Here is a 26,478-nt window from a genome sequence, read left to right on the forward strand (position 1 = left end):
GATTCTCATTGGCTATCTCCTCCTGCTCACAAGACTACTTAGTTTCTTCGACGAGCATTCCTTACCAAGCGGAATGCTGTATAGAGAAAGTATAATAGCATGACCCCGCACCATATCATACGTATAACATTAAGCGTGCGCGCCACACCTGTTGTCTGAACATCAGTCTCATAAATCCCAGTAATAGATGGAAGAACAGGTCTGGTTGTGCTATTCCCCGAACATGTACTAGTATTATTTAACGACGGGATAGTCGAATTGGCAATTACTGTAGAATTTGGTGTAGAGGTATTGTTGCAAGGAACTTCTCGACATATCTCTGGCAATCTTAAGCTAAAGCCGTCTATTCCGAGAAACATTAGCTGCACCAAAGCCCCACAAACTACAGACACTAACTCTACCGAAGTACCAACGGCAGCATGTTGTCTAGAACGATATCGGTCTCTCCGATCATCCCCAAATAGCTCTACCGCTTGACTATTGGATTCAGAGACCCTAGCCCTTTCTTCTCTATATACACTCGGAGTTGTAATCCTCATGCCCAATCCAACAACTCTATCCCATAAGGCAGGCCAATGCCTCTCGGCAATATCCAAAAGAATTACAGGTATCAGAGTAGACTCCATCCAAAAAAATAGGTTCCTCAGGCAAGACTGGCGAGGATCATTTTGAAGCAGCAACTGAATCGTTACCCCGTAGCCGCAACTTAACTCCATAACTCCGACCAACCATGCCCAAGAGGAGAATAACTTCGCAAGCATCCTTAACATACGGGAACGTTGCGCTCTTCTTGGACTATGAGTACACAATAGAAAGATTTCCGAAAGAACTCCTCCCACATAAGAAGCTGTAAATCCTGAATCCAACATATCTAAAGCTTCCCAAGATACAGGGGTATAGGAATATGCAGCCTTGGTTGTAGTTAGAGTATGTCTACACAGAGTAGTCAACAAAAGAATCAACCGTACATAAGAAAAAGGGAAGGGATTCGCTGCTCGCACAGAAGAGGTCATATCCTCATTTAAAGCTGCATACAAACGCGCAAAAGCAACACTATCTTCTGAGGATACTACTCGAACAAGTTGCAAACGAGAAGAGTCCGAATCCTCACTAGTAGGAGAACTCGCTGCAGACAAAGAACTCAATCCTGCAAGCCGTATAAATTCCATACGCAAACCAAGTTCAAAGCATGCATCCCCCACTCCAGGAGTAATACTTTGTGAGTGAGGAGAAAATGGAACATGTGAAACACACCCATCTCTTCGGGCAGACAGGTATCCACTCATATCTAGAATTCGTCCACAACTACCAGGACTTGTGTAGAAATGTCTATTGTCGCTTACTGTTACAAAAAATGATGGATTAATTCCAACAACCCGAATACGAGCACGCTGTAACGGACAGCTAATCAACTGAAGAGCTCTCTCTACAAATAGCCCTCCATCGCCATAGTAAATCTGTAAAAACCACCCATCAGACACCCTACTGAAAAACCTATCCCAAGCTCTCAACAAAGCTTGTACCTTAGGGTGATGAGCAGAAATTGGAAAACAGCCCGCCACCCCTAGTCCTCTAGCGAGCAGGTTACAGGCCATTCCACCAGCATTAGGAATCGCAGTCACAGGCTGATGAAAGAGTTCGCTCAACTGAAAGCTCTCTCCCCACACACTACGATGAGTTGACCCACTAGCATTAACGTATCCTACTTCAACAAACGGTATTCGATTGTCGTCGTCATCATCATCACTAAAATCACATACACGCACTCCAGAACGCCTATTCGCAGCAGAATCAAGACTCAAATCTATCAAATCTGAAGAGGGACTGCTATCCCCCCCCAATAACCATTAAACTCACATGTTCTGCAGTAGCCTGAATCTGCATAGAAGCAGAACTCACAGATACCCCATCTTCTGGTAAAGAACTCTGAACACTCGATTCAGTGGTATTCTCTTCGTCGCTATGTATGCGACAATAAGGTGTGTCTTACTATTATTGGAACATGGATCAGGCATATCTTCTCCCTAAAGGCGCCCCCTTTAAAATTGTTATTTAACAACCACAAATGCTTCTAAACGACCCAATCCCCTCATTGCCATGAACTAAAAAACTTGTGATCGAGTCAAAAAAAAGCTCTTTGCTAGACCTTTAGGTCTAACAAAGAGCTTTATCACCGTTCGCGAATTACTAATCTCTTCTCTGCTTAACCTCCTTCGGTCCACCCCTCAGTCAAAGAAACCCAACGTTTGGTAACAGGATGCATCATTTGAGAGAAAACAACTTCATAGGAAGCAATCATTTGCGAACAAACACACCCAGAGAACTGCTGCTGCAGACCTGACTCTGAAATCAAAGCAAAAGCGTTTCTAAAACTGAGTGTGTTCATATATGGAAATAATTTTTAATATTGGCTCAAGATTTTATTCTTCTTAGAAAATAAACTCAAGAGCTTTTCATTCGCTTAAATAACTGAAAATGAGATCCTCTAATTCAACAATCTTGGGAACGATAAAACATTTTTGACCCAAGCTTGGTCACACCCGTCTCTAAGAAGTAGGCACAAATACTATGTTGAACAAAACAAGAAGAAAACGGATGAGCCCATGTCTAAAAAGCCCTCTGTAGACCAGAAGGCTTGCTTTGACTTTGTAATGATTATAAACTTCTCTTGATTTCGGTCTCTATCCTTAAGTACTGCTCGAACCCGTAACGCGGAGTCCTTCGAATTACACCAGGATCTAGTTCTGATTACACAACACCTTGTTACTAACATCGACTGATGAGCATCTAAAAACAATACACAATTGTTACTTAAAACGACTTTTAGGCGTTCATCATAATAAATAAAAAAGAAACCAAGGGAATAGTATCGATTTCAAAGAAAAGGCGCAACGATAAAACAAAACCGTCTTAAATAAAAATTATAATACCTTGATAAACTTTGTTCTTGTCAAACATTAGCCACCTATGATAGGCTTCCCTTCTTCTATCCTGGGGCAATAGCTCAGCGGTTAGAGCTGCGGACTCATAACCCGTAGGTCCCTGGTTCAAATCCAGGTTGCCCCATTCTTGTCTCCCGGTCTATAAAAACTCTCCCTCTAAAACACTAAAGTGTTGAACTCGACAGTTCCTTAGCTGAGTTTATCAATGCCTGCATCAAAAAAATATCTTTGCGCAAAATGCCTGGGCACTCTACCCCAGAAGACACATCAATTCCCCTGGGATTGAGAAGACTGATACCTTCTTTGATATTCCAAAGGTTGACTCCTCCACCCAACATCCAATTATTATGTTGAAAAGGAGAGAATGCTTTCCAATCAAAAGGAGAGCCTCTTTCTCCGCCAATGTGGTCGTATACAACAGTTACTGCATCGTTCATTGGGGGCAGTGCTGCAGAGGGCTGCCCATTAGAATAAACGGATACAACATAGAAAATAGAAAAATGCTCTCGTAAATGAGAAAATTTGAATAGAATATCCTCTCCAGACAACTGGATACTGGTAATCCCTGTCGTCTCAGTAATAGCTAAAATTTCTTCTACTGAATGCTCTGGGAATACTCCAACAGGTTCCGAATTCCCTTCCTGTATAGCCTCTACGATATACTTTGCTTTTTCTTCACTCACACATCTTCGAGAATCTTTAGCAAAAATCATGCCAATGTAATCGGCTCCCGCTTTGGCAGCTTCCCGAGCATCATCAGGATGCGTAATACCACAAATTTTCACCTTCATATAACAAAGGGGCTAAAACCAACTATTTAAGCAAATTCACAGAAAAAAGTAAGACAAGAAGATTAGCATATCCAAGAGATTTATATCAAAGCAATAGAAAATAAATCATATAAAAATAAGCCTTCCTTGCAAGAAATCGAGTATTACGCTTTGATCTATCTTACAAAATACATGCACAGGTTATTCAGCAAATCTCATGTTTACAGACAAAGAAACTCACAGAAAACCATTTCCAACTTGGGCCCACCTTCTCCACTCTGAGCCATCAAAGCAATTTGTTTTCGGTAATTGGAAAATGAACAAAACGCTTACTGAAGCTCAGACCTTTTTAAAAAGTTTCATCTCTAGTGACATTCTGTCTAATCCCCAAATCATTACAGGAATCATTCCTCCTTTCACACTGCTGTCAGCTTGTCAACAGGCTGTAAGCGATTCCCCCATCTTTCTTGGAGCCCAAACCACTCATGAGGCTGACTCAGGAGCTTTTACTGGTGAGATTTCAGCCCCAATGCTCAAAGATATCGGAGTCGATTTTGTTCTCATCGGACATTCCGAAAGACGTCATATCTTTCATGAACAAAATCCTGTACTTGCTGAAAAAGCTGCTGCAGCTATCCATAGTGGAATGATTCCAGTTCTGTGTATTGGAGAAACTCTAGAAGAACAAGAATCTGGAGCAACTCAAGATATTCTTTTAAATCAACTGACTATAGGATTATCTAAACTCCCTGAGCAAGCCTCTTTCATTCTAGCTTATGAACCAGTCTGGGCTATAGGCACCGGAAAAGTAGCTCATCCTGATCTAGTTCAGGAAACCCATGCTTTCTGTAGAAAAACGATTGCTTCTCTCTTTTCCAAAGATATTGCGGAACGCACCCCCATTCTTTACGGAGGATCTGTGAAAGCCGATGATGCTCGCTCACTTTCCCTCTGCCCTGATGTTAATGGTCTTTTAGTTGGAGGAGCCTCTTTATCTTCAGAGAATTTCTTATCCATTATACAACAAGTCGATATCCCATAACTCACACGTACCTATGTCGATCACATCCCCTCCTATAGAAGTTTCTGTCCTGACAGATTCTATTAAGAATCTTTTAGAAAAAAATTTTCTTCGCGTAGTGGTTAAAGGAGAACTTAGTAACGTCTCTTTACAAACAAGCGGTCACTTATATTTTGCTATCAAAGATAGCAAGGCTGTACTTAACGGAGCCTTTTTTCATTTCCGTAGCAAATACTTTGACCGCAAACCAAAAGATGGCGACTACGTGATTCTTCATGGGAAACTCACAGTCTATGCTCCTAGAGGACAATACCAGATTGTGGCCTATGCTCTCACCTTCTCCGGAGAAGGTAATTTGCTGCAACAATTCGAAGAACGCAAACAACGTCTCGCTGCTGAGGGATATTTCGATCCTAAACGCAAAAAGCCTCTTCCTTCAGGAGCTCGCGTAATAGGGGTGATTACAAGCCCTACAGGGGCTGTAATTCAAGATATTTTACGAGTTCTTTCTCGCCGTTGTCACCAATTTCAAGTCATCTTATATCCAGTGACGGTACAAGGAGCTACTGCGGCTCAAGAGATTTCTCAGGCTATTCAATTTTTCAATCAAAACAGTATGGGGGTCCACGCTCTTATCATCGCAAGGGGCGGTGGAAGTATCGAGGATCTCTGGGCTTTTAATGAAGAAGAGCTAGTTAAATCTATTGTAGCAAGCTCCATTCCTATTATTTCTGCTGTTGGTCACGAGACTGATTTCACTCTCTGCGACTTTGCATCCGATGTTCGTGCTCCGACCCCCTCTGCAGCAGCAGAAATTGTATGTAAGAGTAGTGATCAATACCGCCAAGAACTGCAAAATCTACGGCGCTACGTCTCGTCTCATGCAAGACAATTTATTGCAGCTAAAAAAAACCTTCTCACTCATTGGCAAAGACATCTTGCTTCAGTAGATTTCTACCACACAGCACAACAAACTTTAGATTACACCCGAGCGGCCTTAGAAAGAGGGATAGAAACCAAACTTGAATACTATAAACAACGATTTGCGCAATATAGACGCTGGTTGAAAAGCGATGTTTTGATTCGTATAGAAAAACATTTGGCGGATCTGAACCAATCTCTTATGCTTTCTATAAAAAATAAAATTTATACAAAAAAAACCTCTCTAAACCAGCTATACACTTCTTGTCTCAAAAATGAACTACTGAATTTACAGCACCGCACGCAGCACTCGCGGAATATTTTAAGCCAGCTATCTAGGAGGCTGCATATCGCGATTGCAAGCTCACAACAAACTCACCAAGAGTGTTTGGTTCGTCTTCAGAACGAACTTTCTTTCACAATACAACACCTGCTAACTAAGGCGAAAGAACGGTGCCAGGCTATACAAGAACAAGCTTCCTCACTAAATCCAAAAAATGTTTTAAAAAGAGGTTTTGCCCAGCTCTTTGACTTTAATAAACACTTTGTTATCATCTCTGCGGAATCTCTTAAACAAAGCGATCTTGTGCGGGTCTGCCTCCAAGACGGTGAAGCAGTTGTATCAGTAAAAGAAGTTTGGCTTAACAATGACAAAAAAGGCTAAAAACGTGGAAAAAATCCCTTTTGAAGACGCTATGAAACGTTTGGAAGAGATCATAGACCTTATGAATCAACCAACCACGTCTTTAGAAGCTTCTCTTACCTTGTATGAAGAGGCTGATCAATTAATGCGTATATGTGAGTCTCACATTCAAGAAGTCGAAGCACGTATTAAACAGCTTTCCGACCAACGGAGCGAATCGTAGCCGGTCATGCAGGAAATCTCGGTACCCGAAGCAAGTCATCTGGACACCGTTATACAGCGCCTTCTGGTTTTACAGAAGGCGCTTGAGGACTGTCATTCCGTGGAAGCTATCTTGGCTATCTATGAGGAAATGTTTTCTCTTATTCAAGAAGGAGAAACCAATTTGAACCATGTCGAACAGCTGAGTTTTCAGCTACAATTAAACCCCGATGGTTCTGTCGCAGTAGATACTTCAGGCAATCCCATTAAGCATCCTTTTATCCCTGGGGAATCTGTATGACCTACTCCCTTTTGCCACACATCCACTCTCCTCAAGATCTTCATGCTTTATCTTTAGATAAGCTCCCTGTATTGTGTGATGAAATTCGTAATAAGATTATTGAGAGTCTCTCTCTAACAGGTGGCCACTTAGCTTCTAATTTAGGTGGAGTAGAGCTTACCGTTGCTCTGCATTACGTTTTCTCCTCACCAGATGATCAGTTTATTTTTGATGTCGGGCACCAATCCTATGTACATAAACTATTAACAGGCCGCAACACAGAAGCTTTCTCCAATATACGACATGATAACGGACTCAGTGGATTTACAACCCCCCAAGAGTCGAACCACGATATATTTTTCTCTGGTCATGCGGGCAATGCCCTTTCTTTAGCTTTAGGGCTGGCCAAGGGTTCTTCAAATAGCTCTTCGCATATACTACCTATTCTTGGAGATGCTGCTTTTTCTTGTGGCTTAACACTAGAAGCTTTGAATAACATCCCTGCTGACTTATCGAAGTTCATTATTGTCCTGAACGACAACCAAATGTCGATCTCAGAAAACGTTGGGAATATTCCTCAAGGAATCTCCCATTGGATGTATCCTCAAAAAATAAGTAAACTATCTCAAAAAATTCACTCTTGGATACAGAATCTTCCAAGTTTTCTACACAAAAAGAAGACTTTATCGCACAAAGTAGATATCGCTCTGAAATCTTTATCCCATCCTTTGTTTGAACAGTTTGGCCTACATTACGTAGGTCCTATTGACGGACATAACGTCAAAAAGCTTGTTCAAGCTCTGCAAATGATCAAAGACCAGCCTCAGCCTATTCTGTTTCATGTGTGTACAGTAAAAGGAAATGGTTTAGCTGAAGCTGAAAGAGACCCGATTCGCTATCATGGAGTGAAAGCGCATTTCCAAAATACCTCTCTAAAAAAAACCTCTGGCAATGTTGAATTACAAACCCCGATTTCGTTCCCTCAACATGCCGGGAATATCCTATGTCGACTAGGGAAGAAATATCCTCAATTGCAAGTCGTAACTCCTGCCATGTCTTTAGGGTCTTGTTTGGAAGATTTCCGCAAACAATTCCCAGATCGTTTCACAGATGTAGGCATAGCAGAAGGTCATGCTGTCACATTTTCGGCAGGAATAGCTCGTAGCGGCACCCCTGTATGCTGCTCTATCTATTCTACTTTTTTACACCGGGCTATGGACAACGTATTCCATGATGTCTGTATGCAAGAGCTCCCCGTGATCTTCGCTATTGATCGTGCAGGGCTAGCTTTCCACGATGGACGTAGCCACCATGGTATCTATGATTTAGGCTTCTTATGTTCCATGCCGAATATGGTCATTTGTCAACCACGCAACGCCCTTGTTCTTGAAAGACTGTTCTTTTCTTCTCTATTATGGAAATCTCCTTGTGCCATTCGATACCCTAACATCCCAGCTAATGAGAAAGCTTCTAACAGTTTCTTCCCTTTTTCTCCCATTCTTCCTGGAGAGGCTGAGATTCTTTGCCAAGGAGATGATTTATTGTTGATAGCTCTTGGGCACATGTGTAACACTGCTCTAACCGTCAAAGAACATCTTCTAGATTACGGAATCTCAACAACAGTTGTTGATCCCATTTTTATTAAACCTTTGGATCGAAAACTCCTACAATCCCTACTTACCCACCACTCCAAAGTAATCATTTTAGAAGAACATTCTATTCATGGCGGCTTAGGGTCAGAGTTTCTCCTTTTCTTAAACCAACATAATATTAAGGCAGATGTTCTCTCCCTCGGAGTACCAGATATGTTTATCCCGCACGGAAATCCTGAAACTATTTTAAATTTGATTGGACTCACCAGCGATCACATCACTCAACGAATCCTTTCTCATTTTAAATTCTTCACACCCATTCCTATCGAACGCTTTTTTAAAGCGTAGCGATTGCGGTTGCTAAATATTTTGTATAGTTGAAGGCTTCTTTCATTTCGGATATTCTAGAAGATATTCTACTCACTAATACCGGTATCCCGATTTATGATCGCTAGAACGAAAATTATTTGTACGATAGGCCCTGCAACGAATACCCCTGAGATGCTGGAAAAGCTTCTTGATGCAGGGATGAATGTAGCTCGCCTTAATTTTAGCCACGGGACCCATGAAAGCCATGGCCGGACCATCGCTATTCTTAAAGAACTACGAGAGAAGCGCCAAGTTCCTTTAGCTATTATGCTAGATACAAAAGGTCCCGAAATTCGTTTAGGCCAAGTAGAATCTCCTATAAAAGTACAGCCTGGGGATCGTCTTACTCTCGTTAGCAAAGAAATTTTAGGATCCAAAGAAAGCGGCGTTACTCTTTATCCAAGTTGTGTATTCCCTTATGTTAGAGAACGAACTCCTGTTCTCATTGATGATGGGTATATCCAAGCAGTGGTGGTCAATGCTCAAGAGCATATGGTGGAAATAGAGTTTCAAAATTCAGGAGAAATAAAATCCAACAAATCTCTTAGCATCAAAGATATCGATGTTGCTCTTCCTTTCATGACAGAGAAGGATATTGCAGACTTAAAATTTGGGGTAGAACAAGAACTCGATCTTATCGCTGCTTCGTTCGTCAGATGTAATGAAGATATTGACAGCATGCGTAAAGTTTTGGAAAGCTTTGGTCGTCCTAATATGCCCATCATTGCTAAAATAGAAAATCATTTAGGAGTACAAAATTTCCAAGAGATCGCTAGAGCTGCTGATGGTATCATGATTGCACGCGGGGATCTTGGTATTGAATTGTCTATTGTTGAAGTTCCTGGACTACAAAAATTTATAGCCCGAGCATCGAGGGAAACGGGTCGGTTTTGTATCACTGCAACGCAAATGCTCGAGTCAATGATTCGCAACCCCCTTCCTACACGAGCCGAAGTCTCTGACGTTGCCAACGCCATTTACGATGGAACCTCTGCAGTCATGTTGTCTGGAGAAACTGCCTTAGGAGCCCATCCTGTACATGCAGTAAAAACAATGCGTTCCATTATCCAAGAGACTGAGAAGACTTTCGATTACCACGCTTTTTTCCAGCTGAACGACAAAAACAGCGCTCTCAAAGTTTCTCCTTATCTTGAAGCCATTGGGTTTTCTGGAATCCAAATTGCAGAAAAAGCATCTGCCAAAGCCATTATTGTGTATACCCAGACGGGAGGATCTCCGATGTTTTTATCCAAATATCGACCTTATCTCCCTATTATTGCTGTTACCCCTAACCGCAATGTGTACTATCGTTTAGCTGTAGAATGGGGAGTATATCCTATGCTAACCCTAGAATCGAACCATACAGTCTGGCGTCACCAAGCTTGTGTATATGGAGTAGAAAAAGGAATTCTTTCTAACTATGATAAAATTCTTGTCTTCAGCCGCGGAGCTGGGATGCAAGATACCAACAATCTCACCTTGACAACTGTGCATGATGTGCTATCCCCCTCTCTTGACGAGATAGTTCCATAATCATTGAAACCATATAGCAGGTATGTCTTCTATCGTTAGACTTTCTGGTATTACTGTAAGGAATTTAAAAAACATTACAGTAGAGTTTTGTCCTCGAGAGATCGTTTTGTTCACCGGGGTTTCTGGATCCGGAAAGTCTTCTCTTGCTTTCAATACTATTTATGCCGCAGGAAGAAAACGCTACCTTGCTACCCTCCCCTCTTTCTTTGCAACAAAGCTAGACTCCTTACCAGATCCCTCCGTAAAAAAGATAGAAGGATTGTCTCCAACCGTAGCCGTTAAGCAAAACTTTTTCGAACAACACATACATGCGACAGTCGGTAGTACAACCGAAATTAACTCGTATTTAGCCCTACTTTTCTCCTTAGAGGGCCAAGCCTATGATCCGGTTACACTACACCCTCTAACTCTATACAGTAAGGAAAAAATCCTTTCTGAAATAGCTGCCATTCCAGATGGAACTCAACTGACTTTGCTCGCTCCTCTTCCCGCCAGGGATGTTCTTACCGTTCGAGAATGTCTCCGTCAAGGGTTTACCAAAGTCCTCATTGATGAAGAGGTTGTTCCTATTCATAAGTTTCTTACAACAGGCATTCCTGTTCCCGGTCAACTCATTGTCGATACGTTGATCAAAAATACCTCTAACACTCCGCGGTTAAAAGTCAGCTTATTTACAACCTTAGACATCGGTCATGGTGAATGCTCCTTACACTTCGATAATCAGAAACGAGTCTTTTCCACACAGGCGACTCTTCCAGAAACACAACAAACCTATGCGCCGCTATCCCCAGATCTTTTTTCGTCGCACAGTCACAAAGATCGTTGTCCACAATGCCAAGGTTCAGGAATCTTTATATCCATCGATGATCCCTGTATCATCCAGCAAACGCTCTCCATCGAAGACAACTGCTGTCCTTTTGCAGGGAATTGCTCCACCTTCTTATATAGAACCACCTATCAATCTCTAGCTGATAGCCTAGGATTTAGTCTCAGCACTCCGTGGCAAAATCTTTCTCCTGAAATCCAACATATTTTTTTATATGGGAAAGAAGGTCTCTCTATCCCAGTAAAGCTGTTTGATGGAACTTTAGGTAAGAAAACCCAGACACATAAGCAATGGAAAGGTGTGCTCAATGAAATTGGAGAAAAAATTCGATTTTCAAATAAGCCTGCTCGCTACCTTCCTAAAGGGACTTCCTATACAGTATGCCCCAGATGTAACAAGACTGGACTCAGCGACTATGCTAATGCTACCCGATGGCATGGGAAAAGCTTTGCAGACTTTCAACAAATGTCTCTTCAAGAGTTATTTATTTTCCTGAATCAACTTCCTGAGAAAGAGCTCGCTATTGAGGAAGTAATCCAAGGATTCAAATCGCGACTTACTATTCTGATAGATCTTGGTCTTCCCTACCTTTCTCCAGAAAGAGCTATTGATACTCTTTCCGGGGGAGAACGGGAACGTACGGCCTTAGCTAAGCATCTAGGTGCCGAACTCATCGGAGTCATGTATATCCTGGATGAGCCTTCTATTGGGCTACATCCTCAGGATACCCATAAGCTTATGAATGTTATTCGAAGACTCCGTGATCAGGGAAACACTGTCTTACTCGTTGAACATGATGAGCAGATGATTTCTCTCGCAGACCGGGTCATTGATATCGGCCCAGGAGCTGGTATTTTTGGTGGCGAAGTTGTCTTCAATGGATCTCCTAGAGAATTTCTGGCAAAGAGTGACTCTTTGACCGCACAATATCTCCGTCAAGAGCAACATATTTCGGTCCCTGCTAAACGTACAAACTCCTTAGGGACAATTACCTTATCTAAAGCCAATAAGCATAATCTTAAGGACCTGACAGTTTCAATTCCATTAGGACAAATGACTGTCGTCACCGGAGTCTCTGGTTCTGGGAAATCTTCTCTTATCAACGATACACTAGTCCCTTGTGTGGAAGAGTTTATTGAACAGGGATTCTGTTCCACTCTATCTATTCAAGGAGCCCTCTCTCGCCTTGTCCATATTAATAGAGATCTTCCAGGACGCTCACAACGATCTATCCCTTTGACCTATATCAAAGCTTTTGACGAGGTTCGTCAGTTATTCGCAGAACAACCTCGCTGTAAAACCTTAGGACTCACTAAAAGCCACTTTAGCTTCAACACGCCTCTAGGAGCCTGTGCAGAATGTGGAGGCCTAGGATCTATAACAACGACTGATAACCGCGATTCCATAACCTGTCCTTCCTGTTTAGGGAAACGATTCCTCCCTCAAGTATTAGAAGTCCGCTATAAAAATAAAACGATTGCCGACATTCTTGAAATGACGGCCTATGAAGCTAAAAACTTCTTTTTAGATGAGCCTAGTATTCATCAAAAAATCGAAACCTTATGCACTCTGGGACTACAATACCTTCCTCTAGGAAGACCTCTCTATAGCTTATCTGGAGGAGAAATCCAGAGACTCAAGCTTGCATATGAGTTATTGGCTCCAGTTAAACACCCTACTCTCTATGTTCTTGATGAACCCACAACAGGCCTCCATACCCACGATGTCAAACAACTTATTTATGTTGTGCAATCCCTTATTCATCAAGGGCACTCGGTGATCATCATCGAGCATAACATGCATGTGGTGAAAGTTGCAGACTATATACTGGAACTTGGTCCTGAAGGAGGAAATAAAGGCGGTTATCTCATAGCTTCTTGCTCTCCAGAAGAGCTGATCCATAAACATACTCCAACAGCTATAGCTCTCCGTCCTTTCCTATCTTCTCCTCAAGAACTCCCTTATCTACCTGATCCGAGTCCCAAACCTCCTGTACCCGCCGCCATTACTATTGCAAACGCTCACCAGCATAATTTAAAACATATCGATCTCTCCATACCTCGATATGCGCTTACTGCTGTGACAGGTCCATCCGCTTCCGGGAAACATTCCCTTGTATTTGATATTCTGCATGCAGCAGGAAACGTCGCTTACGCAGAGCTATTCCCTCCCTATATCCGACAAGCTCTCATAAAAAAAACTCCTCTTCCTGCTGTTGATAAAGTAACAGGACTATCCCCTGTTATCGCGATAGAAAAAACGAGCGCCTCGAGAAATTCCAATCATTCTGTGGCTTCTGCATTAGAAATCTCAGAAATGCTAGAAAGCCTTTTCACACGAATCGGCCATCCTTATTCTCCGATTTCTGGTGATGCACTAAGAACTATTTCTCCTGAAACGATTGCTGAAGAATTGCTCACGCATTACACGAAAGGCTATGTAACGATTACTGTTCCTTTCCCTAAAGAGGAAGAGTTTTTCTCTTATACGCAAGAGATGCTTCAGGAAGGGTTTTTAAAACTTTATGCTAATGAACAGTTCTATGATTTAGATGGGCCTTTCCCTACTTCTTTAGAGAACCCAGCTCTAGTCATCCACCATGTCAAAATTTTAGAAAAAAATCTGCCTTCTCTTTTGGCTTCTCTTACTTTAGCCTTTAGTAAAGCTTCTTCTGTCTGTCTGCATATCGAATATGCTGGAACAAGCTTATCTAAAACATACCGCCAAGGATTACAAGATGCTTCTAGGAACCTATTCCCTAATATAGAAACACCCTCTATCTTGAACCATGAGAGCTACTTATGCCCTCTCTGTCATGGAAAAGGCTTCCTATCCACTTGTTCTATTCTTCCTCATAAGAAACGTTTCGCACAGCATACCCCAATTTCCTTATTCACAAGCCTATTTCCTAACCAGGATCCTTCACCGATCTATCCTCTTCTGAATGAACTAGGGATCCCTTCCATTGCTCTATTCCAAGAAATAGATGTTCTTTCTTTTGAATCTCTTTGCCTAGGAACACAACAACATCTGGGATTGAATGCTCTTTGCACAAAAGCAATGTTAATGGAATCCGAAGAAGATTTCCCTCCCGACCTTATCTCCAAAACTCCGTGTAACCAATGTCAGGGTCTTGGCGTATACACCTACAAGCATTGCACCCGTATTCACAGCATTTCCCTATCAGAAATTTACCAATCCAATGTCGCTTTTCTTAAAAAGCTCTTACTTTCTGTAGAAGAGGAACCCTCTCTTGTTCAAGATATCCTTAGTAGATTGGACCTTCTAGATCGAGTTGGGTTAGGCTATGTTATCCTCGGACAAGAACAACAGTCTTTGAGTGACGGAGAGCATTATAGGCTTCTATTGGCAAAAGCTTTTTCATCAGGTCTCACTGATGTTATCTATCTTTTAGAAGATCCCTTAGCAGGGATTCACCCAGAAGATGCTCCTTGTTTGCTTGCTGTTATTAAAAAACTCGTGACCAACCATAATACAGTAATAGTGACGGATAGAGAAGGCTCTCTTGCGGAACATGCTGATTACCTGCTTCACCTGGGTCCTGAACCTGGTCCTAACGGAGGCTATCTCTTATCAACCAGCGCTCTTAAACAATCTCAACCGGTACTTTGCAACACACGCTCTTCCGAAGAAACACCACAACTTTCTGTCTCAGTATCCACTTCTACGATCCAAATTGAGAACCTTGCTTTCCCTTTACAACGACTCTCGACTATTTCTGGTGTATCAGGATCTGGCAAAACAACCTTACTAAATAGCATTTACGAACATGGCTGCGCTATTCTTGAAAAGGATCCTTCTGTATTCTCAGAAATTATTTTTCTAGATTCCTATCCCCAAATTGCATCTTCTCGATCCGATATCAGCACTTATTTTGATATCGCTCCTTCATTAAGAAATTTCTACGCTTCTCTGACTCAAGCAAAAGCTTTAAACATCTCAGTTTCTATGTTTAGTCCAAATACCAAACAAGGGCAATGTTCGGATTGTTGGGGACTAGGATATCAATGGATAGATCGAGCCTTTTATGCTATGGAAAAACGTCCTTGTCCAACATGTGGAGGATTCCGTGTACAACCACTCATACAAGAAGTTGTGTATGAAGGGAAACATTTCGGCCAGTTATTACAAGCCTCTTTAAATGAAGTAGCTGAAACTTTTTCTTTCTTAAAAAAAATCCAGAAACCTTTACACACCTTAATTACAAATGGTCTTGGCTACTTATCATTGGGACAAAATATGGCCTCTCTGTCTCTAAGTGAAAAAATTGCCATAAAATTAACTAAATATCTATTCCTTCCTCCTAAACATCCTACTTTATTCTTACTAGATGAGATAGCTACCTCTCTTGACAATCAACAACAATCCGCTCTGCTCGTCCAACTCAACACCTTGGCGTCTTTAGGACATACAGTAGTGATCATAGAAAACCACCCCGCCTTCTCTCAGCAAGCTGATTTTTGGATACAAATGGGACGTAAAACAGATAATCACATTCTCTTTGCAGGACCTAATCCCAATCTATCTTTCACTTAAAGCCTCACTTTAAATAAAATTTGAGATACGCTTGCCTATTCCTTGGATTAGCTAGATGCTGTTAAATTATGAGACAGCTATAAAAAATATACTCTCTCTTTTACGAAGTTAGAGTAGATTAATACAGGGGAAAATGCGTAAACTAATCAGCAAAGAGATTAATGAAACCCATTCATAGTTTTCTTCATCAAGAATAGTATAGCACGATTCTTTAGTTATGACCTCTTATCAAGTTTCTTCAAGAAGGTACCGCCCGAACAATTTTTCCGAGATTCTTGGCCAGGATATAGTCGTGTCTATACTCAAGAATTCCCTGCGTCTGAATCGCGCAGCACACGCCTACATATTTTCTGGTATTCGTGGGACAGGCAAAACAACGTTAGCCCGTGTATTTGCTAAAGCATTAAATTGTCAAAATCCTACACAAGATCAAGAGCCTTGTAATCAATGCGCTATTTGCAAAGAGATCTCTCTTGGAACGTCTATGGATGTTATCGAAATCGATGGTGCTTCTCATCGAGGAATCGAAGATATCCGGCAAATTAACGAAACAGTCCTCTTTGTCCCTTCAAAATCTCGCTACAAGATCTATATTATTGATGAAGTACATATGCTAACTAAAGAGGCTTTCAATTCTCTACTAAAGACGTTGGAAGAGCCTCCTGTGCATGTGAAATTTTTCCTTGCCACAACGGAAATTGCAAAAATTCCTAATACAATATCCAGTCGCTGTCAGAAAATGCTCTTAAAACGCATTTCTGAAGAGACCATCATCGATAAGCTAGCAACTATCGCAAAACAAGAAGGTACAGAAACTTCACGAGAAGCTCTTCTCCCCATTGCTAAAGCTGCTCAAGGAAGTCTTCGCGATGCCGAGTCGCTTTATGATTACGTAGTAGGTCTCTTTCCTGAATCTTTAGATCCAGACAGCACAGCTAAAGCTCTCGGTATTCTTTCCGAGGATAGCCTGTATCAACTTGCAGAAGCCATTACTACCCAAAATTACGAACAAGCGCTAACGCCTGTTTCCGATGCTATGCAAATGGGGGTTGCTCCAGCCCATTTTCTTCAAGATGTAACTTTGCTTTTCCGTAGTTTCCTCTTAAAGCAATATTCTAAACAACTCCATTCTGTAGCGACTAAATACTCCTCCGAAATTCTATTAGAAATACTCGATTTTCTAGGAGAATCTGCACGACATATTAATCTCGCGTTATTTGAAAAAACTTTTCTAGAAACGGTGATTATTCGTCTTCTACGAATTTACTCTCGCCCTACATTCTCTCAGCTTGTCTCACAGATACGACAACCTGCACCAACTCAAATACGCCCTATCCCTACTGCCTCAGAACTAGAATCTTGCCCACCACAAATCAAATCAAGCAATACTGAGGAAACAAAATCATCACCACAACCAACAGCTGTAGCAAAACTCTCCCAAGGAAGCCTGTTAACCGCTGCCTCATCACAAACTAAGAAAGAAACTATCCATCAGGAAACACTACCCCCCTCTCTCGATAAGATTTCCCCTTCTGAATCCGCAGCCATCGACACGCTGTTACAATTTGCTGTTGTAGAATTTTCTGGAGTTTTAACTAAGGAGCCAAAACATGGGTAGCGGTTACGCTAAAAAGAAAAAAGAAGCCAAATTAATGGAACGCCAATTCATGGAAATGGAGGCCTCTCTTGAACAGAAACGTTTTTCTGGAGAGGCTGGAAATGGCTTGGTATCTGTAACTATCAACGGAAAATGTGACCTGGTTGATGTTCGAATTAAACCAGATTGTCTAGATCCTGAAGATCCTGAAGTAGTGGCAGACTTATTCCGCGCAGCATTTAAAGCAGCTAAAGCAGCTTTGGATAGTGAAATGTCCGCTATGCAAATGGGAATGCCGTTCTAATTTTTTCCGTTACACATACAGGAGTTGATGAACCTCTTCGTATGTTTTCGCCCGCAATAACTGCTTCGTTAAACGAGAGCACCCCCTTGAGTTCAAATCTAATAATCGCATTTTCAAAGAATTTATTGCTGGGATGACAGCTGATAACTCCTTTACCCCTAGTCCTAAAAACATAGGCAGAAGAGCAGGGTCTCCTGCCATCTCTCCACATACAGATACGGGAACATTCTTCTGTTTAGCCTGCTCTACAACATGATGAATCATTCTAATAACAGAAGGATGCGGCACTCTACTCCGCTCCCCAAGTAAGGAACGCTCTCTAGAAGTGCCTAAAGTATACTGAGCAAGATCATTAGTACCTAAAGCTACAAAAGAACTCTCTTGTAAAATTTCCTCTATCATCCAAACTGCAGAAGGGATCTCTATCATGCTTCCCCATAAGATATTTTCACTGATCCCTTTCAATAGCCGAATTTCTTCTTGAAAAAGCCGCTTTACTAAAGCAATTTCTGAAGCATCTATCACCCCAGGAATCAATACCTTAAGTCGTCCTATTCTAGAAACAATAGCAATAGCCTGCAACTGCTCCTTCAATACTTTTTCTTGTTCTAATAACCACCGTACTGACCGATGAGAAGAGGAAATACAAGGACACTCTTTATCCTCTCCAAAATCAAACAAACGCAATACATGAATATCTGAACACTGAAACTGAACTAATTGAGCATATTGATCAGCTTGTTCTTCAACACAGGGTAAGCGTCCCAAAGAAAAAGCCATAAATTCTGAACGGAAGAGCCCAACACTTGTCCCTGGAGACTCCCTTTCAATCATGGGCAATTCTTCTGTACTTACTATCTGTGCTGAGAGAGAGATAAGAGGCAGATTTTTCCCTGTCTGCACCTGCACTGGAACAGTGACAGAAACAGACGCTTGCTTACGATAATAAGTTTGTATCGTACTTAGCTGAGGATTAAACGTAATCTCTCCCTTATCCCCATTAATGAGAACTAATGTCCCACTAAACTCTTTAATAGTATCCCATAACTCTGTAGTAAAATTGGCAACATAAGGAATATTTTTAGCCAAAGATACAATCGCGGTATGCGAAGTTTTTGCGCCCTCTAAAGATACAAAGCCCCTGATGTACTCGGGATTAGCATTTGCGGCTTCCGAGGGAGTAAGCTCTTCCGAAAAGACAATAAGATTCTGATCAAACTCCCCTAAAGAACTCTTATGCTGACAACAAAGATGGCCAATCACTCGATTAGAAATATCATGGATATCCTGAACTCGATCTACTCTGGTAGCAGTCGTCTTCTGTACAGCACATAGAGATTTCTCTATCTCTCCCATGACAGAAGAAAAAACAAACTCCGCATTCTTTCGATCTTTTCTAATTGTTTTAACCACCTCTTCCGTGAGAAGAGGGTCTTTTATAATTTCTAGATGTGCCTGCAAAATGGAAGCTATCTCTTGATATCCCTGCTTTCCCTTTGCTTCTTTTTCTAAAGCAGCTAGATCTGAACGAGATCTCTTCAAAGCCTTGTAGTAGCGACTGATCTCATGTTCCACTTCTTCTTGAGGAAGAGTTAGCTCTCGTATCCGCAAAGAAGATTTGCCCAACAATAAAGCTTTCCCTAGCCCTATTCCAGGGACTATAGGCTCCCCTACAATAACAAACTCCTGTTGCAACTCCTTATTATCTTGACCCGTAACGCTCATTACAACTCTCCGAATCCAGAATTAAAAACCTCGGAGAGTTTCTGCATTACTCGAGAAGCAGAGGGGCCTTTTATATGAACAGCAACCTCGCCATTATAAGAAGCTCCTAACATAAGAATACTCATGACGCTCCTAGCGTTCACGGTTTTCCCTAAATAGGTCAGAGTCGCTTCGCATTCTTCGCCTTCGAAGAGTTTAACAATAGTACCAGCCGGACGCACGTGTATCCCAGAAGAATTCCGTATCGTAAAAACTGCTGAGAGTTCCCCATCTTCCATAAGAGGAGCTTCTACAGGCCTATGAAGAACTGAATCATTCCCCCCACTCATAGTATTCTTCCCTGTACGTGTAAAAACAAAATGATGATAAACTAAATCCAATCAAAAGAATACGATAATAAACCCTTAGAGCTTCTTTTCAAAGCTAAAGAGAAGAAAAGCGTACTTTTTTTCTAAAACTAGCCTTCTAAGGTTTTTGAGATAAAAGATACTGTTCCAGCCAGAGTAAAAACGTATGATAATGACTATCAGAAAGCATTTCTGAAATGGCAATTTTCCCATGAGGAAATAAGCTTTGATTATCTAAACGCATGTTATACGAAGGAAAATACTGACGAATCTTAGCATCGATGATAAAACAACGACTGTCCGCTATATCGTACTGAGCATAAAATGGAAATATACCCAAAGAACTACAATTATCTTCCAAAGAAATTTTCCCTCTACTTAATAAGTCTTCTCTAAGAAGATATTGCGCTTGAGCCAAATAACGATAAGGAAAAATACCAATCTCCCCTTCTCGAGAAAATCCATTATGGATAGAAAAAAAATGATGATACGTCTCATCTCCTAACTTAGGAAAAACAACTCCTACAGTTTCAAAAGGAGGCGCGCCTAAATATACTATTCCTTTATAACTATACACCATTTGCACATCATAAGGAGCGGATAAACTATTTCGCGTTATCCGAACGTCCAAATGGCTCAAAGAGGAAAAAAATGACAAATACCAGGGAAATCAGTATTCTCAACACCCAATGCAGAAAACCAAAAATCTCGAAATAGCTCGATACGATCTGCTTGAGACAGACCTACCAACTCAAACCATCCTCTGGGCAACCGTGGAACTTTAGCAAACACTTCTTCCCAAGAAAGCGTTCTGCGCATCTGCTCGAGAGAAAGCACTTCTACCGGTTGTTTAGAACAAGCTGATGTTACGCTATCTTTATACCACTGCATTCCTAACCTCATTACATCGCCTATCTGCCTTACGGATAAGGCTATTTAGTTCCTGCTCTGTCTTCCAAAAACAACATCCTATTTTCATTGGGAGCGCCTACTGGTTAGCAGGCATGCTTGCTCATCAAGCTCCTATCTGCTGCGCACTCTTGATTGTAGCGCTACATCCTTTTATTCCCAAACGCTGTTTGAAAACGCTCTTTTCCTTGAGTATTTGTTTTGGAGTCCCTCTACTATTCTCTCCTTTAATATCTCCATCAAACACATCACGCTCTGTTGCTAACTCTAAAATACAAGTGGCAAAAGAATCTGCATCCGGATATTTCTTAATTAAAAAAAAACTCACTCACCGCTATTCTGGAACAGCTCTTTCCTTAGAAACGGAAGATAAACAATCCTATCAAAACCTCCCTTGCTCCATCATTTCTACTATTCCACTTAGTGAGCATACCGTGTATCACTTAGAAGGCTGCGTATCTAAATCTTCATGCCCTATTACTTTTCGCTCATCAAAACTTATAAATACACCCACGCAATCCTCTATTTTTCTGAGAAATTCTTCGAACTATTCTCTTCCTATTCTCAAAGAAAATTTCCGATTCTTTCTTCATCAGAGGATCCTCAACCTATTTTCAGACAAAGATATTGGTCGATTCTCATCCAGTTTAATCCTTGGCACTCCCCTCTCTTACAAACATAAAGAGCTATTCAAAAGCAAAGGATTGTCCCATCTTTTTTCTGTATCAGGATGGCATTTCTCACTATTTGCCAATACCTTCTTCTTTTTATTAGGAACGCTTTCCCCCAAAAAACGAGGTCTCTGGGTCCTCTTTCTACTCTCTCTTCTTAATTTCGTATTCCCAACCTCTCCCTCTGTATTTAGGACCTGGTTCTCTAGTATTCTATTCTGCCTGGCTCCTTTTTCTATAGGACACTGCTCTAGCCTGAATCGACTAGGTATTAGTTTTATTTTTTGCTCGCTCTTTTTCCCTATATCATCCCCAGCGCTAATACTCAGTTTTTTAGCGACTTTAGGCATTTTATTTTTCTTTGTACCGCTATTACGTTTCTTTTACTCTCCCTGGGAATCATTATTCGGCACTCGTTGGTTTCTCTTCCCTCTTCGGTTTGTATTCACAACCCTATCAATCTCTCTTGCTGCCCAGCTTTTTATCGTTTTCCCAATGATTCGAATGTTTAAAATTCTCCCTTTAGATGGACTTATCTATAACCTGTTCTACCCTACACTCGTTATGCCCATCTTCCTTATGATTCCCTTATCATTCCTTAATCCTCTCCTATCACACCTCTCTGAATCCTACATCTCCTGGATCCTTGATCTTCCTTGGCTACATGCTCCAAACGTCCTTATCTCGCTTACATCAGCTCCCCCGACTTTAGAGTGGATAACACTTGTCTCTATTATTCTTGTTTACATAGGGGCTCTATCCTCTGTGGGGAAGGCTGTAAATACAGCTGTAGATCACTCGATTATTCTCTAAATCTGTTCTAAAAAAAAAGCGCTCCTGTTTATCACTAGGAGCGCTTTTTGTTGGAAATGTCACTTGTATAGTCTAAAACTCTGCCAGTAGTTTTGCCTCTTGGAAGATTTTTTCTTTTTGAGGTAGCACCTCATTTTCCAATACCTTAGAGTAAGGAACAGGAGCATGCAACGCTCCTATCCGCTTGATAGGAGCGTCAAGATATCTGTAAGCTCTCTCTGCTACCAAAGCAACCAGTTCACTACCAAACCCACAAAACTCTGAAGCTTCATGAACAACTAATAACTTCCCTGTTTTTTTAACTGACTCACATACAGTAGCAAAATCACAAGGAACAATCGTTCGCAAATCAATAACTTCAACAGAAATCCCTAATTCTAATAGATCTCTGGCCACCTCTACGCTCATTACTAGAGACATTCCCCAAGAAACAATAGTTAAGTCTGTACCTGGATGCACAATACGTGCTTGTCCGAAAGGAAGAACATAATCAGAAGAAAATACAGGCGTCGTACTAAACAAACGCCGTTGATACAAAGCTTTATGCTCTAAAAATACCACCGGATTAGGATCTCGAATAGCAGCTTTTAATAAAGCTTTAGCATCCGCAGCATTGGAAGGATAGACCACCTTTAATCCAGGACAATGAGCAAGAAAAGCTTCTATATTCTGGGAATGATATGGTCCGCCTTGAATATACCCTCCGCAAGGAGTTCTTATTACAATGGGCATTTCCCATTCTCCGGCAGAGCGATAGTAGATACTCGCTGCTTCAGAAAACAGCTGGTTGATACCTGGCCAAATATAGTCTGCAAATTGAATCTCTGCAACCGGCTTATAGAAACCATCAAAAGCCATTCCTACAGCAGCTCCGATAATAGTGGCCTCTGCTAAAGGCATATTAAAACATCGGTTTTCTCCGAATTGCTCTGTCAGAGTCCTTGTAACGCCGAAAACGCCTCCCTTATTTCCTGCGACATCCTCACCAAAAACAACTACTCCAGGATCTCTCTGCATCTCTTCAACTAAAGCCTCTGTGATAGCGTCACGCATAACTCTAGGCTCTAATTTCTGTAAGGAGGCAGTTTCTAATGCATTTTCATAATCTATTAAGGAAATATTGTAGGGAGCAAATACTTCGTGTTTGGTTGCTCCTTTGCAAGGGAAAGGAGCAGACTCAGCAAGCTCACAAGCCTGATTAACAGTTTCTTGAAGCTCAGCCTTTATTTGCTCAATCACCTCATGCGCAACCCCAAAATCATCAAGCAGAGACTTTTCTAAACGCACCAGAGGATCTTGCGCTTGGCAACACGATAAATCTTCTTCTGAACGATACTTGGCCTGATTATCCGAATTACTATGAGACTCTAACCGAACGACATTGACAATAACAAGAGCCGGAATATGTCGGTGTCTTACATCAGAAACAGCCCGCTCAAAAGTCTGTGTCAACGCAGATACATCTCCACCGTCAACCTCATAAGTAGCCAGGCCTGAATAACTATTACCTAAAGCTACCAGATCTGCGCCACATTGGTCAGCAAAAGGAACGGAAATGGCCCACTGATTATTTTGTATGGCTATCACTAGAGGGAGTTGATGCAGAGATGCAAAATTCAGCATCTCGTGGAACTCTCCTTGAGAAGTAGATCCATCACCGCCCGATACATATACAACTTCACTCTTCCCAGAATTCTTAACACCCCAGGCACGCCCCGCAGCCTGCAAAAACTGTGTACCAACAACACTAGACTGACAGCATATACGAAGCTTTTTATGGGAATAATGGTAAGGCATCATTCTACCAGCAGAATGATTCTGTGTAGTCCGAGCCAAAAAAGAAGCGAAGATTTCAGAAAGATCGCATCCCAATCCTAAAGGGAATCCTTGATCCCGGTAATAAGGAAATGCCCAGTCCTTTCCCGGAATCAAGCTTTTTGCAGCCACAACACCTGCAAGCTCATGACCAGCGCAAGATAATTGAAAAGAGCCACCGGAACCACTCTGGCGAGATAACAACAACATCTTCCGCTCTGAGAATCTCAAAGTCCATGCCAACCTGAATACATTCTCAACAGCAGAGTCTAATTGGTATACGGAGTGTCTCACAGCAGCTCCCTCTCAGCTAAAAAGATCCTTCTTTCTATACAGCAAAGTCAGAAAAAAAACCTTTGATTTTGTCTAAGAAACTCCGTTTCTTAGGGAAATTTTCAGCCTTCTCTGTAGCAGCAAACTGTCTCAATAAATCTTTTTGTTCATTAGATAGGTGCTGGGGAGTCTCCACAGATACTCTTACTAAAAGATCTCCTCTGGATTTCCCATGCACATTAGGGAATCCCTGCCCTCTAACTTTAAGAACTGTTCCGCTCTGAATCCCTTCTGGGATACTCAAACGGCAAGTACCTTCTTTTAAGAGTGTGGGGATTTCCTTCTTGATCCCTAAAGCCGCATCAACAAATCCAATAGGAAGCTCTAAAACTAAATCATCCCCATGGCGCTCGAAAACAGGATGAGGCTCTACATCAATAAAAACATACAGATCCCCTGCAGGCGCTCCATTTTGGCCAGCATCTCCATAGCCTTCCATCTTTAATCTCATCCCAGAATCGACTCCAGCTGGGATATTAACATGGACGCTACGTTTATCCTTGATACGTCCCTGCCCACGACAAACTGAACAAGGATCTGTGATAACCCGACCTTCACCACTACAATCAGGGCAAGTAGAAGCCATGGAGAAAAAGCCTCGGCTTTGCACTACCTGACCAGAGCCCTTGCATCGATCACAAACTTTTACACCTTTAGCAGTATTGGCTCCACTACCAGAACAAGCATCACAAGATTTATAGCCTGAAACAAGAAGTTCTTTTTCAACACCTTTTGCCGCCTCCTCGAAGGACAGCGTAATATGCACCTTCTTACTAGCTCCTTGTCGAGAACTTTCTGAGCCTCCACGCATTCCGAAAGCTTCTCCAAGTCCTCCAAAAAGCCCTTCAAAGAAACCGCCTCCATTACCACCGAAATCGCCGCCAAAAGCTCCCATAAATGTTCGCAAAGCGTCTTCCATATTCCCCATGCCAGCGCCACCGAATCCTCCAGCACCAGCAAATGGACCGTCTTTGCCGTAACGATCATATGACTCCCGCTTCTGCGCATCACCTAATACTTCATAGGCTTCAGAAACTTCTTTAAAGCGTCGCTCTGCTTCAGCATCCCCAGGATTCTTATCTGGATGGTACTTTACAGCGAGCTTACGGTAAGCTTTCTTTATTTCTTCAGGAGTAGCAGTCTTCGCTACACCCAATATCGTGTAGTAATCCATGACGAAACACCACTAACAAAGATTTTTTCTAACGACCACGATATTTGGCTGCAGCCTTGGATTTTGCTCGTTTTTTTACAGAAGGTTTGTCGTAGAATCTATGAGACTTAGAAGTTTTCAAAATTCCTTCTTTGTCGATTTTTTTCTTTAAAATTCTTAGAGCTCGATCTATAGGCTCTCCAACTCTGACTTTAACACTGGGCATGAATAACCTTAATACGTAATTGGTTTTATTTAATAACGCGCGCCTAGCTCGAACGCACAAGAGACCGGGGATTGTAACACCACTTTTATTTAGGCTTCAAGAGATACTTAGGTTGTATAACCTTCTTTGAATTATAAAAATTACCAAACAAGTAAACAAAACTCTTGAAAAGTTGTTGTCCCAAAAGGAAAACACTCTAAAAAAAGGAAGAGATGCTCCGGTAATCTAAACACAACGGAAGATTTTGAGACAGAACAAATTGCGAAACAACGTACTTACGGATTCGATCGATACAAGGAACCACCTTCCTTACCGAAATACGCAAAGAAAATAGTTCTACGAAATACGTTGGATCCGGAGAGATCACATGACAACATCCCTTATCTAAACAATACTCTAGAGCTTCAGAATAAGACAATAAAATTCCCGGAGTAGAAGTAGTATCTGTAAGCAGAAAACCATCAAGAGAAAGCTCTGAGTTTAAAGCTACAACCCCACCCTTTTTCCCTAGAGGCAAAAGCAAAGCCTCCTCTTCTTGACCCAAAGAAAGATATCCTTCTAAAGAGCTATAGCCAACTAAAGGGACATTTTTAGCCAGAGAGAGCCCTTGAGCAAAAGCAACTCCCACTCTAGTTGCAGAAAATCCCCCAGGACCAACAGAGACTCCAATACCTTGGAAAGGCAAATCCAGGCTGTTGAAAATGAAATTTAACACAACTCCTTGATCTGGCCCTGTAGGCAAAGACCATACTTCTAAAACATCTCGACAATCGACATAGGCCAAAAACGGCTGAGAACCGGAAGTGTCTACAATAAAATATTTGTACACGGCCTAAACTCCTAGATTGATTCAGACAAAGGATTATAACCGTTAAAACCGTTTTAATTCAAAAATTAATTCGCTGTCGCCAAATCAAAACCGACTTTACT

21 protein-coding genes, 1 tRNA gene and 1 pseudogene are annotated in these 26,478 nt (G+C 41.6%); 11 read left to right on the forward strand and 12 right to left on the reverse strand.

The features are described from left to right. Nucleotides 1-38 precede the first annotated feature (38 nt). From CTA_RS01735 to CTA_RS01745, 3 genes and pseudogenes are all read right to left on the reverse strand, one after another. Complete coding sequence (locus tag CTA_RS01735) at nt 39-1,841, reverse strand: DUF687 family protein (protein ID WP_011324680.1); 1,803 nt, start codon at nt 1,839-1,841, stop codon at nt 39-41. Next, nucleotides 1,828-2,015 (reverse strand): annotated as a pseudogene (locus CTA_RS01740) (hypothetical protein). The gene CTA_RS01735 and the pseudogene CTA_RS01740 overlap by 14 nt, the downstream one beginning before the upstream one ends. Before the next feature lie 188 nt (nt 2,016-2,203). Further along, nucleotides 2,204-2,386: a hypothetical protein gene (locus CTA_RS01745; protein ID WP_009871675.1), complete on the reverse strand. Its 183-nt coding sequence runs from the start codon at nt 2,384-2,386 to the stop codon at nt 2,204-2,206. A gap of 607 nt (nt 2,387-2,993) precedes the next feature. Between CTA_RS01745 and CTA_RS01750 the strand changes: the two genes are divergently transcribed. After that, a tRNA-Ile gene (locus CTA_RS01750) sits at nt 2,994-3,066 on the forward strand. A 40-nt stretch (nt 3,067-3,106) separates the two neighbouring features. Here CTA_RS01750 and CTA_RS01755 read toward each other — a convergent pair. Further along, complete coding sequence (locus tag CTA_RS01755; protein ID WP_011324682.1) at nt 3,107-3,733, reverse strand: phosphoribosylanthranilate isomerase; 627 nt, start codon at nt 3,731-3,733, stop codon at nt 3,107-3,109. Between the two features lie 196 nt (nt 3,734-3,929). Here CTA_RS01755 and tpiA point away from each other — a divergent pair, with 196 nt between their 5' ends. The 9 genes from tpiA (at nt 3,930) to CTA_RS01800 (ending at nt 17,556) form a co-directional block, all read left to right on the forward strand. Next, nucleotides 3,930-4,754, forward strand: a complete 825-nt coding sequence (gene tpiA, locus CTA_RS01760; protein WP_011324683.1) for a triose-phosphate isomerase — start codon at nt 3,930-3,932, stop codon at nt 4,752-4,754. 13 nt (nt 4,755-4,767) lie between these two features. After that, nucleotides 4,768-6,318, forward strand: a complete 1,551-nt coding sequence (gene xseA / locus CTA_RS01765; protein ID WP_009872565.1) for an exodeoxyribonuclease VII large subunit — start codon at nt 4,768-4,770, stop codon at nt 6,316-6,318. After that, entirely contained in the window at nt 6,302-6,520 is a 219-nt protein-coding gene (locus CTA_RS01770; RefSeq protein WP_011324684.1) for an exodeoxyribonuclease VII small subunit, read from the forward strand. Before xseA ends, CTA_RS01770 begins: the two co-directional genes overlap by 17 nt. 6 nt (nt 6,521-6,526) lie before the next feature. Further along, on the forward strand, nt 6,527-6,799 hold the full coding sequence (locus CTA_RS01775; RefSeq protein WP_009871680.1) for a hypothetical protein: 273 nt from the start codon (nt 6,527-6,529) through the stop codon (nt 6,797-6,799). After that, nucleotides 6,796-8,718, forward strand: coding sequence for a 1-deoxy-D-xylulose-5-phosphate synthase (locus tag CTA_RS01780; protein WP_011324685.1), 1,923 nt, complete (start codon nt 6,796-6,798; stop codon nt 8,716-8,718). Before CTA_RS01775 ends, CTA_RS01780 begins: the two co-directional genes overlap by 4 nt. A gap of 96 nt (nt 8,719-8,814) precedes the next feature. After that, on the forward strand, nt 8,815-10,272 hold the full coding sequence (pyk, locus tag CTA_RS01785) for a pyruvate kinase (protein ID WP_011324686.1): 1,458 nt from the start codon (nt 8,815-8,817) through the stop codon (nt 10,270-10,272). A gap of 22 nt (nt 10,273-10,294) precedes the next feature. Continuing rightward, a complete protein-coding gene (gene uvrA / locus CTA_RS01790) occupies nt 10,295-15,655 on the forward strand; it encodes an excinuclease ABC subunit UvrA (protein WP_011324687.1) in 5,361 nt (1,786 codons plus the stop codon). A gap of 217 nt (nt 15,656-15,872) precedes the next feature. Further along, entirely contained in the window at nt 15,873-17,273 is a 1,401-nt protein-coding gene (gene dnaX, locus CTA_RS01795; protein WP_011324688.1) for a DNA polymerase III subunit gamma/tau, read from the forward strand. Continuing rightward, nucleotides 17,266-17,556, forward strand: a complete 291-nt coding sequence (locus CTA_RS01800; protein WP_009871685.1) for a YbaB/EbfC family nucleoid-associated protein — start codon at nt 17,266-17,268, stop codon at nt 17,554-17,556. The genes dnaX and CTA_RS01800 overlap by 8 nt, the downstream gene beginning before the upstream one ends. A 9-nt stretch (nt 17,557-17,565) precedes the next feature. Here the strand turns inward: CTA_RS01800 and ptsP are convergent, their stop codons facing one another. From ptsP to CTA_RS01820, 4 genes are all read right to left on the reverse strand, one after another. Beyond that, nucleotides 17,566-19,281 (reverse strand): phosphoenolpyruvate--protein phosphotransferase, encoded by a 1,716-nt coding sequence (gene ptsP, locus CTA_RS01805; protein WP_011324689.1) that lies wholly within the window; start codon nt 19,279-19,281, stop codon nt 17,566-17,568. Next, on the reverse strand, nt 19,281-19,610 hold the full coding sequence (locus CTA_RS01810) for an HPr family phosphocarrier protein (protein WP_009871687.1): 330 nt from the start codon (nt 19,608-19,610) through the stop codon (nt 19,281-19,283). Before CTA_RS01810 ends, ptsP begins: the two co-directional genes overlap by 1 nt. 136 nt (nt 19,611-19,746) lie before the next feature. Then, nucleotides 19,747-20,208 (reverse strand): hypothetical protein, encoded by a 462-nt coding sequence (locus tag CTA_RS01815; RefSeq protein WP_009871688.1) that lies wholly within the window; start codon nt 20,206-20,208, stop codon nt 19,747-19,749. Between the two features lie 56 nt (nt 20,209-20,264). Beyond that, nucleotides 20,265-20,519: a hypothetical protein gene (locus CTA_RS01820; protein ID WP_009871689.1), complete on the reverse strand. Its 255-nt coding sequence runs from the start codon at nt 20,517-20,519 to the stop codon at nt 20,265-20,267. Here CTA_RS01820 and CTA_RS01825 point away from each other — a divergent pair. Next, nucleotides 20,492-22,021, forward strand: coding sequence for a ComEC/Rec2 family competence protein (locus CTA_RS01825; RefSeq protein ID WP_011324691.1), 1,530 nt, complete (start codon nt 20,492-20,494; stop codon nt 22,019-22,021). The genes CTA_RS01820 and CTA_RS01825 overlap by 28 nt on opposite strands. Before the next feature lie 72 nt (nt 22,022-22,093). On the opposite strand, the gene CTA_RS01830 is transcribed toward CTA_RS01825, so the two are convergent. The 4 genes from CTA_RS01830 to CTA_RS01845 form a co-directional block, all read right to left on the reverse strand. Continuing rightward, nucleotides 22,094-24,130 (reverse strand): alpha-ketoacid dehydrogenase subunit alpha/beta, encoded by a 2,037-nt coding sequence (locus tag CTA_RS01830; RefSeq protein ID WP_011324692.1) that lies wholly within the window; start codon nt 24,128-24,130, stop codon nt 22,094-22,096. Nucleotides 24,131-24,164: 34 nt separating this feature from the next. Then, nucleotides 24,165-25,343 carry a molecular chaperone DnaJ gene (gene dnaJ, locus CTA_RS01835; RefSeq protein WP_009873740.1) on the reverse strand — a complete coding sequence of 393 codons (1,179 nt, stop codon included), beginning with the start codon at nt 25,341-25,343 and terminating at the stop codon, nt 24,165-24,167. Between the two features lie 28 nt (nt 25,344-25,371). After that, nucleotides 25,372-25,548 (reverse strand): 30S ribosomal protein S21, encoded by a 177-nt coding sequence (rpsU, locus tag CTA_RS01840; protein WP_009871693.1) that lies wholly within the window; start codon nt 25,546-25,548, stop codon nt 25,372-25,374. A gap of 196 nt (nt 25,549-25,744) precedes the next feature. Next, nucleotides 25,745-26,377, reverse strand: coding sequence for a tRNA threonylcarbamoyladenosine biosynthesis protein TsaB (locus CTA_RS01845; protein ID WP_011324693.1), 633 nt, complete (start codon nt 26,375-26,377; stop codon nt 25,745-25,747). Nucleotides 26,378-26,478: the final 101 nt, after the last annotated feature.

The organism is Chlamydia trachomatis A/HAR-13, from assembly GCF_000012125.1.
Classification (GTDB): Bacteria; Chlamydiota; Chlamydiia; order Chlamydiales; family Chlamydiaceae; genus Chlamydia; species Chlamydia trachomatis.

Excerpts from the sequence above, each read along its gene's own strand:
- CTA_RS01745 (WP_009871675.1), bottom strand. The coding sequence starts at position 2,386 with ATGAACACACTCAGTTTTAGAAACGCTTTTGCTTTGATTTCAGAGTCA.
- CTA_RS01755 (WP_011324682.1), bottom strand. The coding sequence starts at position 3,733 with ATGAAGGTGAAAATTTGTGGTATTACGCATCCTGATGATGCTCGGGAA.
- tpiA (WP_011324683.1), top strand. The coding sequence starts at position 3,930 with ATGTTTACAGACAAAGAAACTCACAGAAAACCATTTCCAACTTGGGCC.
- xseA (WP_009872565.1), top strand. The coding sequence starts at position 4,768 with ATGTCGATCACATCCCCTCCTATAGAAGTTTCTGTCCTGACAGATTCT.
- CTA_RS01770 (WP_011324684.1), top strand. The coding sequence starts at position 6,302 with ATGACAAAAAAGGCTAAAAACGTGGAAAAAATCCCTTTTGAAGACGCT.
- CTA_RS01775 (WP_009871680.1), top strand. The coding sequence starts at position 6,527 with ATGCAGGAAATCTCGGTACCCGAAGCAAGTCATCTGGACACCGTTATA.
- CTA_RS01780 (WP_011324685.1), top strand. The coding sequence starts at position 6,796 with ATGACCTACTCCCTTTTGCCACACATCCACTCTCCTCAAGATCTTCAT.
- pyk (WP_011324686.1), top strand. The coding sequence starts at position 8,815 with ATGATCGCTAGAACGAAAATTATTTGTACGATAGGCCCTGCAACGAAT.
- uvrA (WP_011324687.1), top strand. The coding sequence starts at position 10,295 with ATGTCTTCTATCGTTAGACTTTCTGGTATTACTGTAAGGAATTTAAAA.
- dnaX (WP_011324688.1), top strand. The coding sequence starts at position 15,873 with ATGACCTCTTATCAAGTTTCTTCAAGAAGGTACCGCCCGAACAATTTT.
- CTA_RS01800 (WP_009871685.1), top strand. The coding sequence starts at position 17,266 with ATGGGTAGCGGTTACGCTAAAAAGAAAAAAGAAGCCAAATTAATGGAA.
- ptsP (WP_011324689.1), bottom strand. The coding sequence starts at position 19,281 with ATGAGCGTTACGGGTCAAGATAATAAGGAGTTGCAACAGGAGTTTGTT.
- CTA_RS01810 (WP_009871687.1), bottom strand. The coding sequence starts at position 19,610 with ATGAGTGGGGGGAATGATTCAGTTCTTCATAGGCCTGTAGAAGCTCCT.
- CTA_RS01815 (WP_009871688.1), bottom strand. The coding sequence starts at position 20,208 with ATGGTGTATAGTTATAAAGGAATAGTATATTTAGGCGCGCCTCCTTTT.
- CTA_RS01825 (WP_011324691.1), top strand. The coding sequence starts at position 20,492 with ATGTTACGCTATCTTTATACCACTGCATTCCTAACCTCATTACATCGC.
- CTA_RS01820 (WP_009871689.1), bottom strand. The coding sequence starts at position 20,519 with ATGCAGTGGTATAAAGATAGCGTAACATCAGCTTGTTCTAAACAACCG.
- dnaJ (WP_009873740.1), bottom strand. The coding sequence starts at position 25,343 with ATGGATTACTACACGATATTGGGTGTAGCGAAGACTGCTACTCCTGAA.
- rpsU (WP_009871693.1), bottom strand. The coding sequence starts at position 25,548 with ATGCCCAGTGTTAAAGTCAGAGTTGGAGAGCCTATAGATCGAGCTCTA.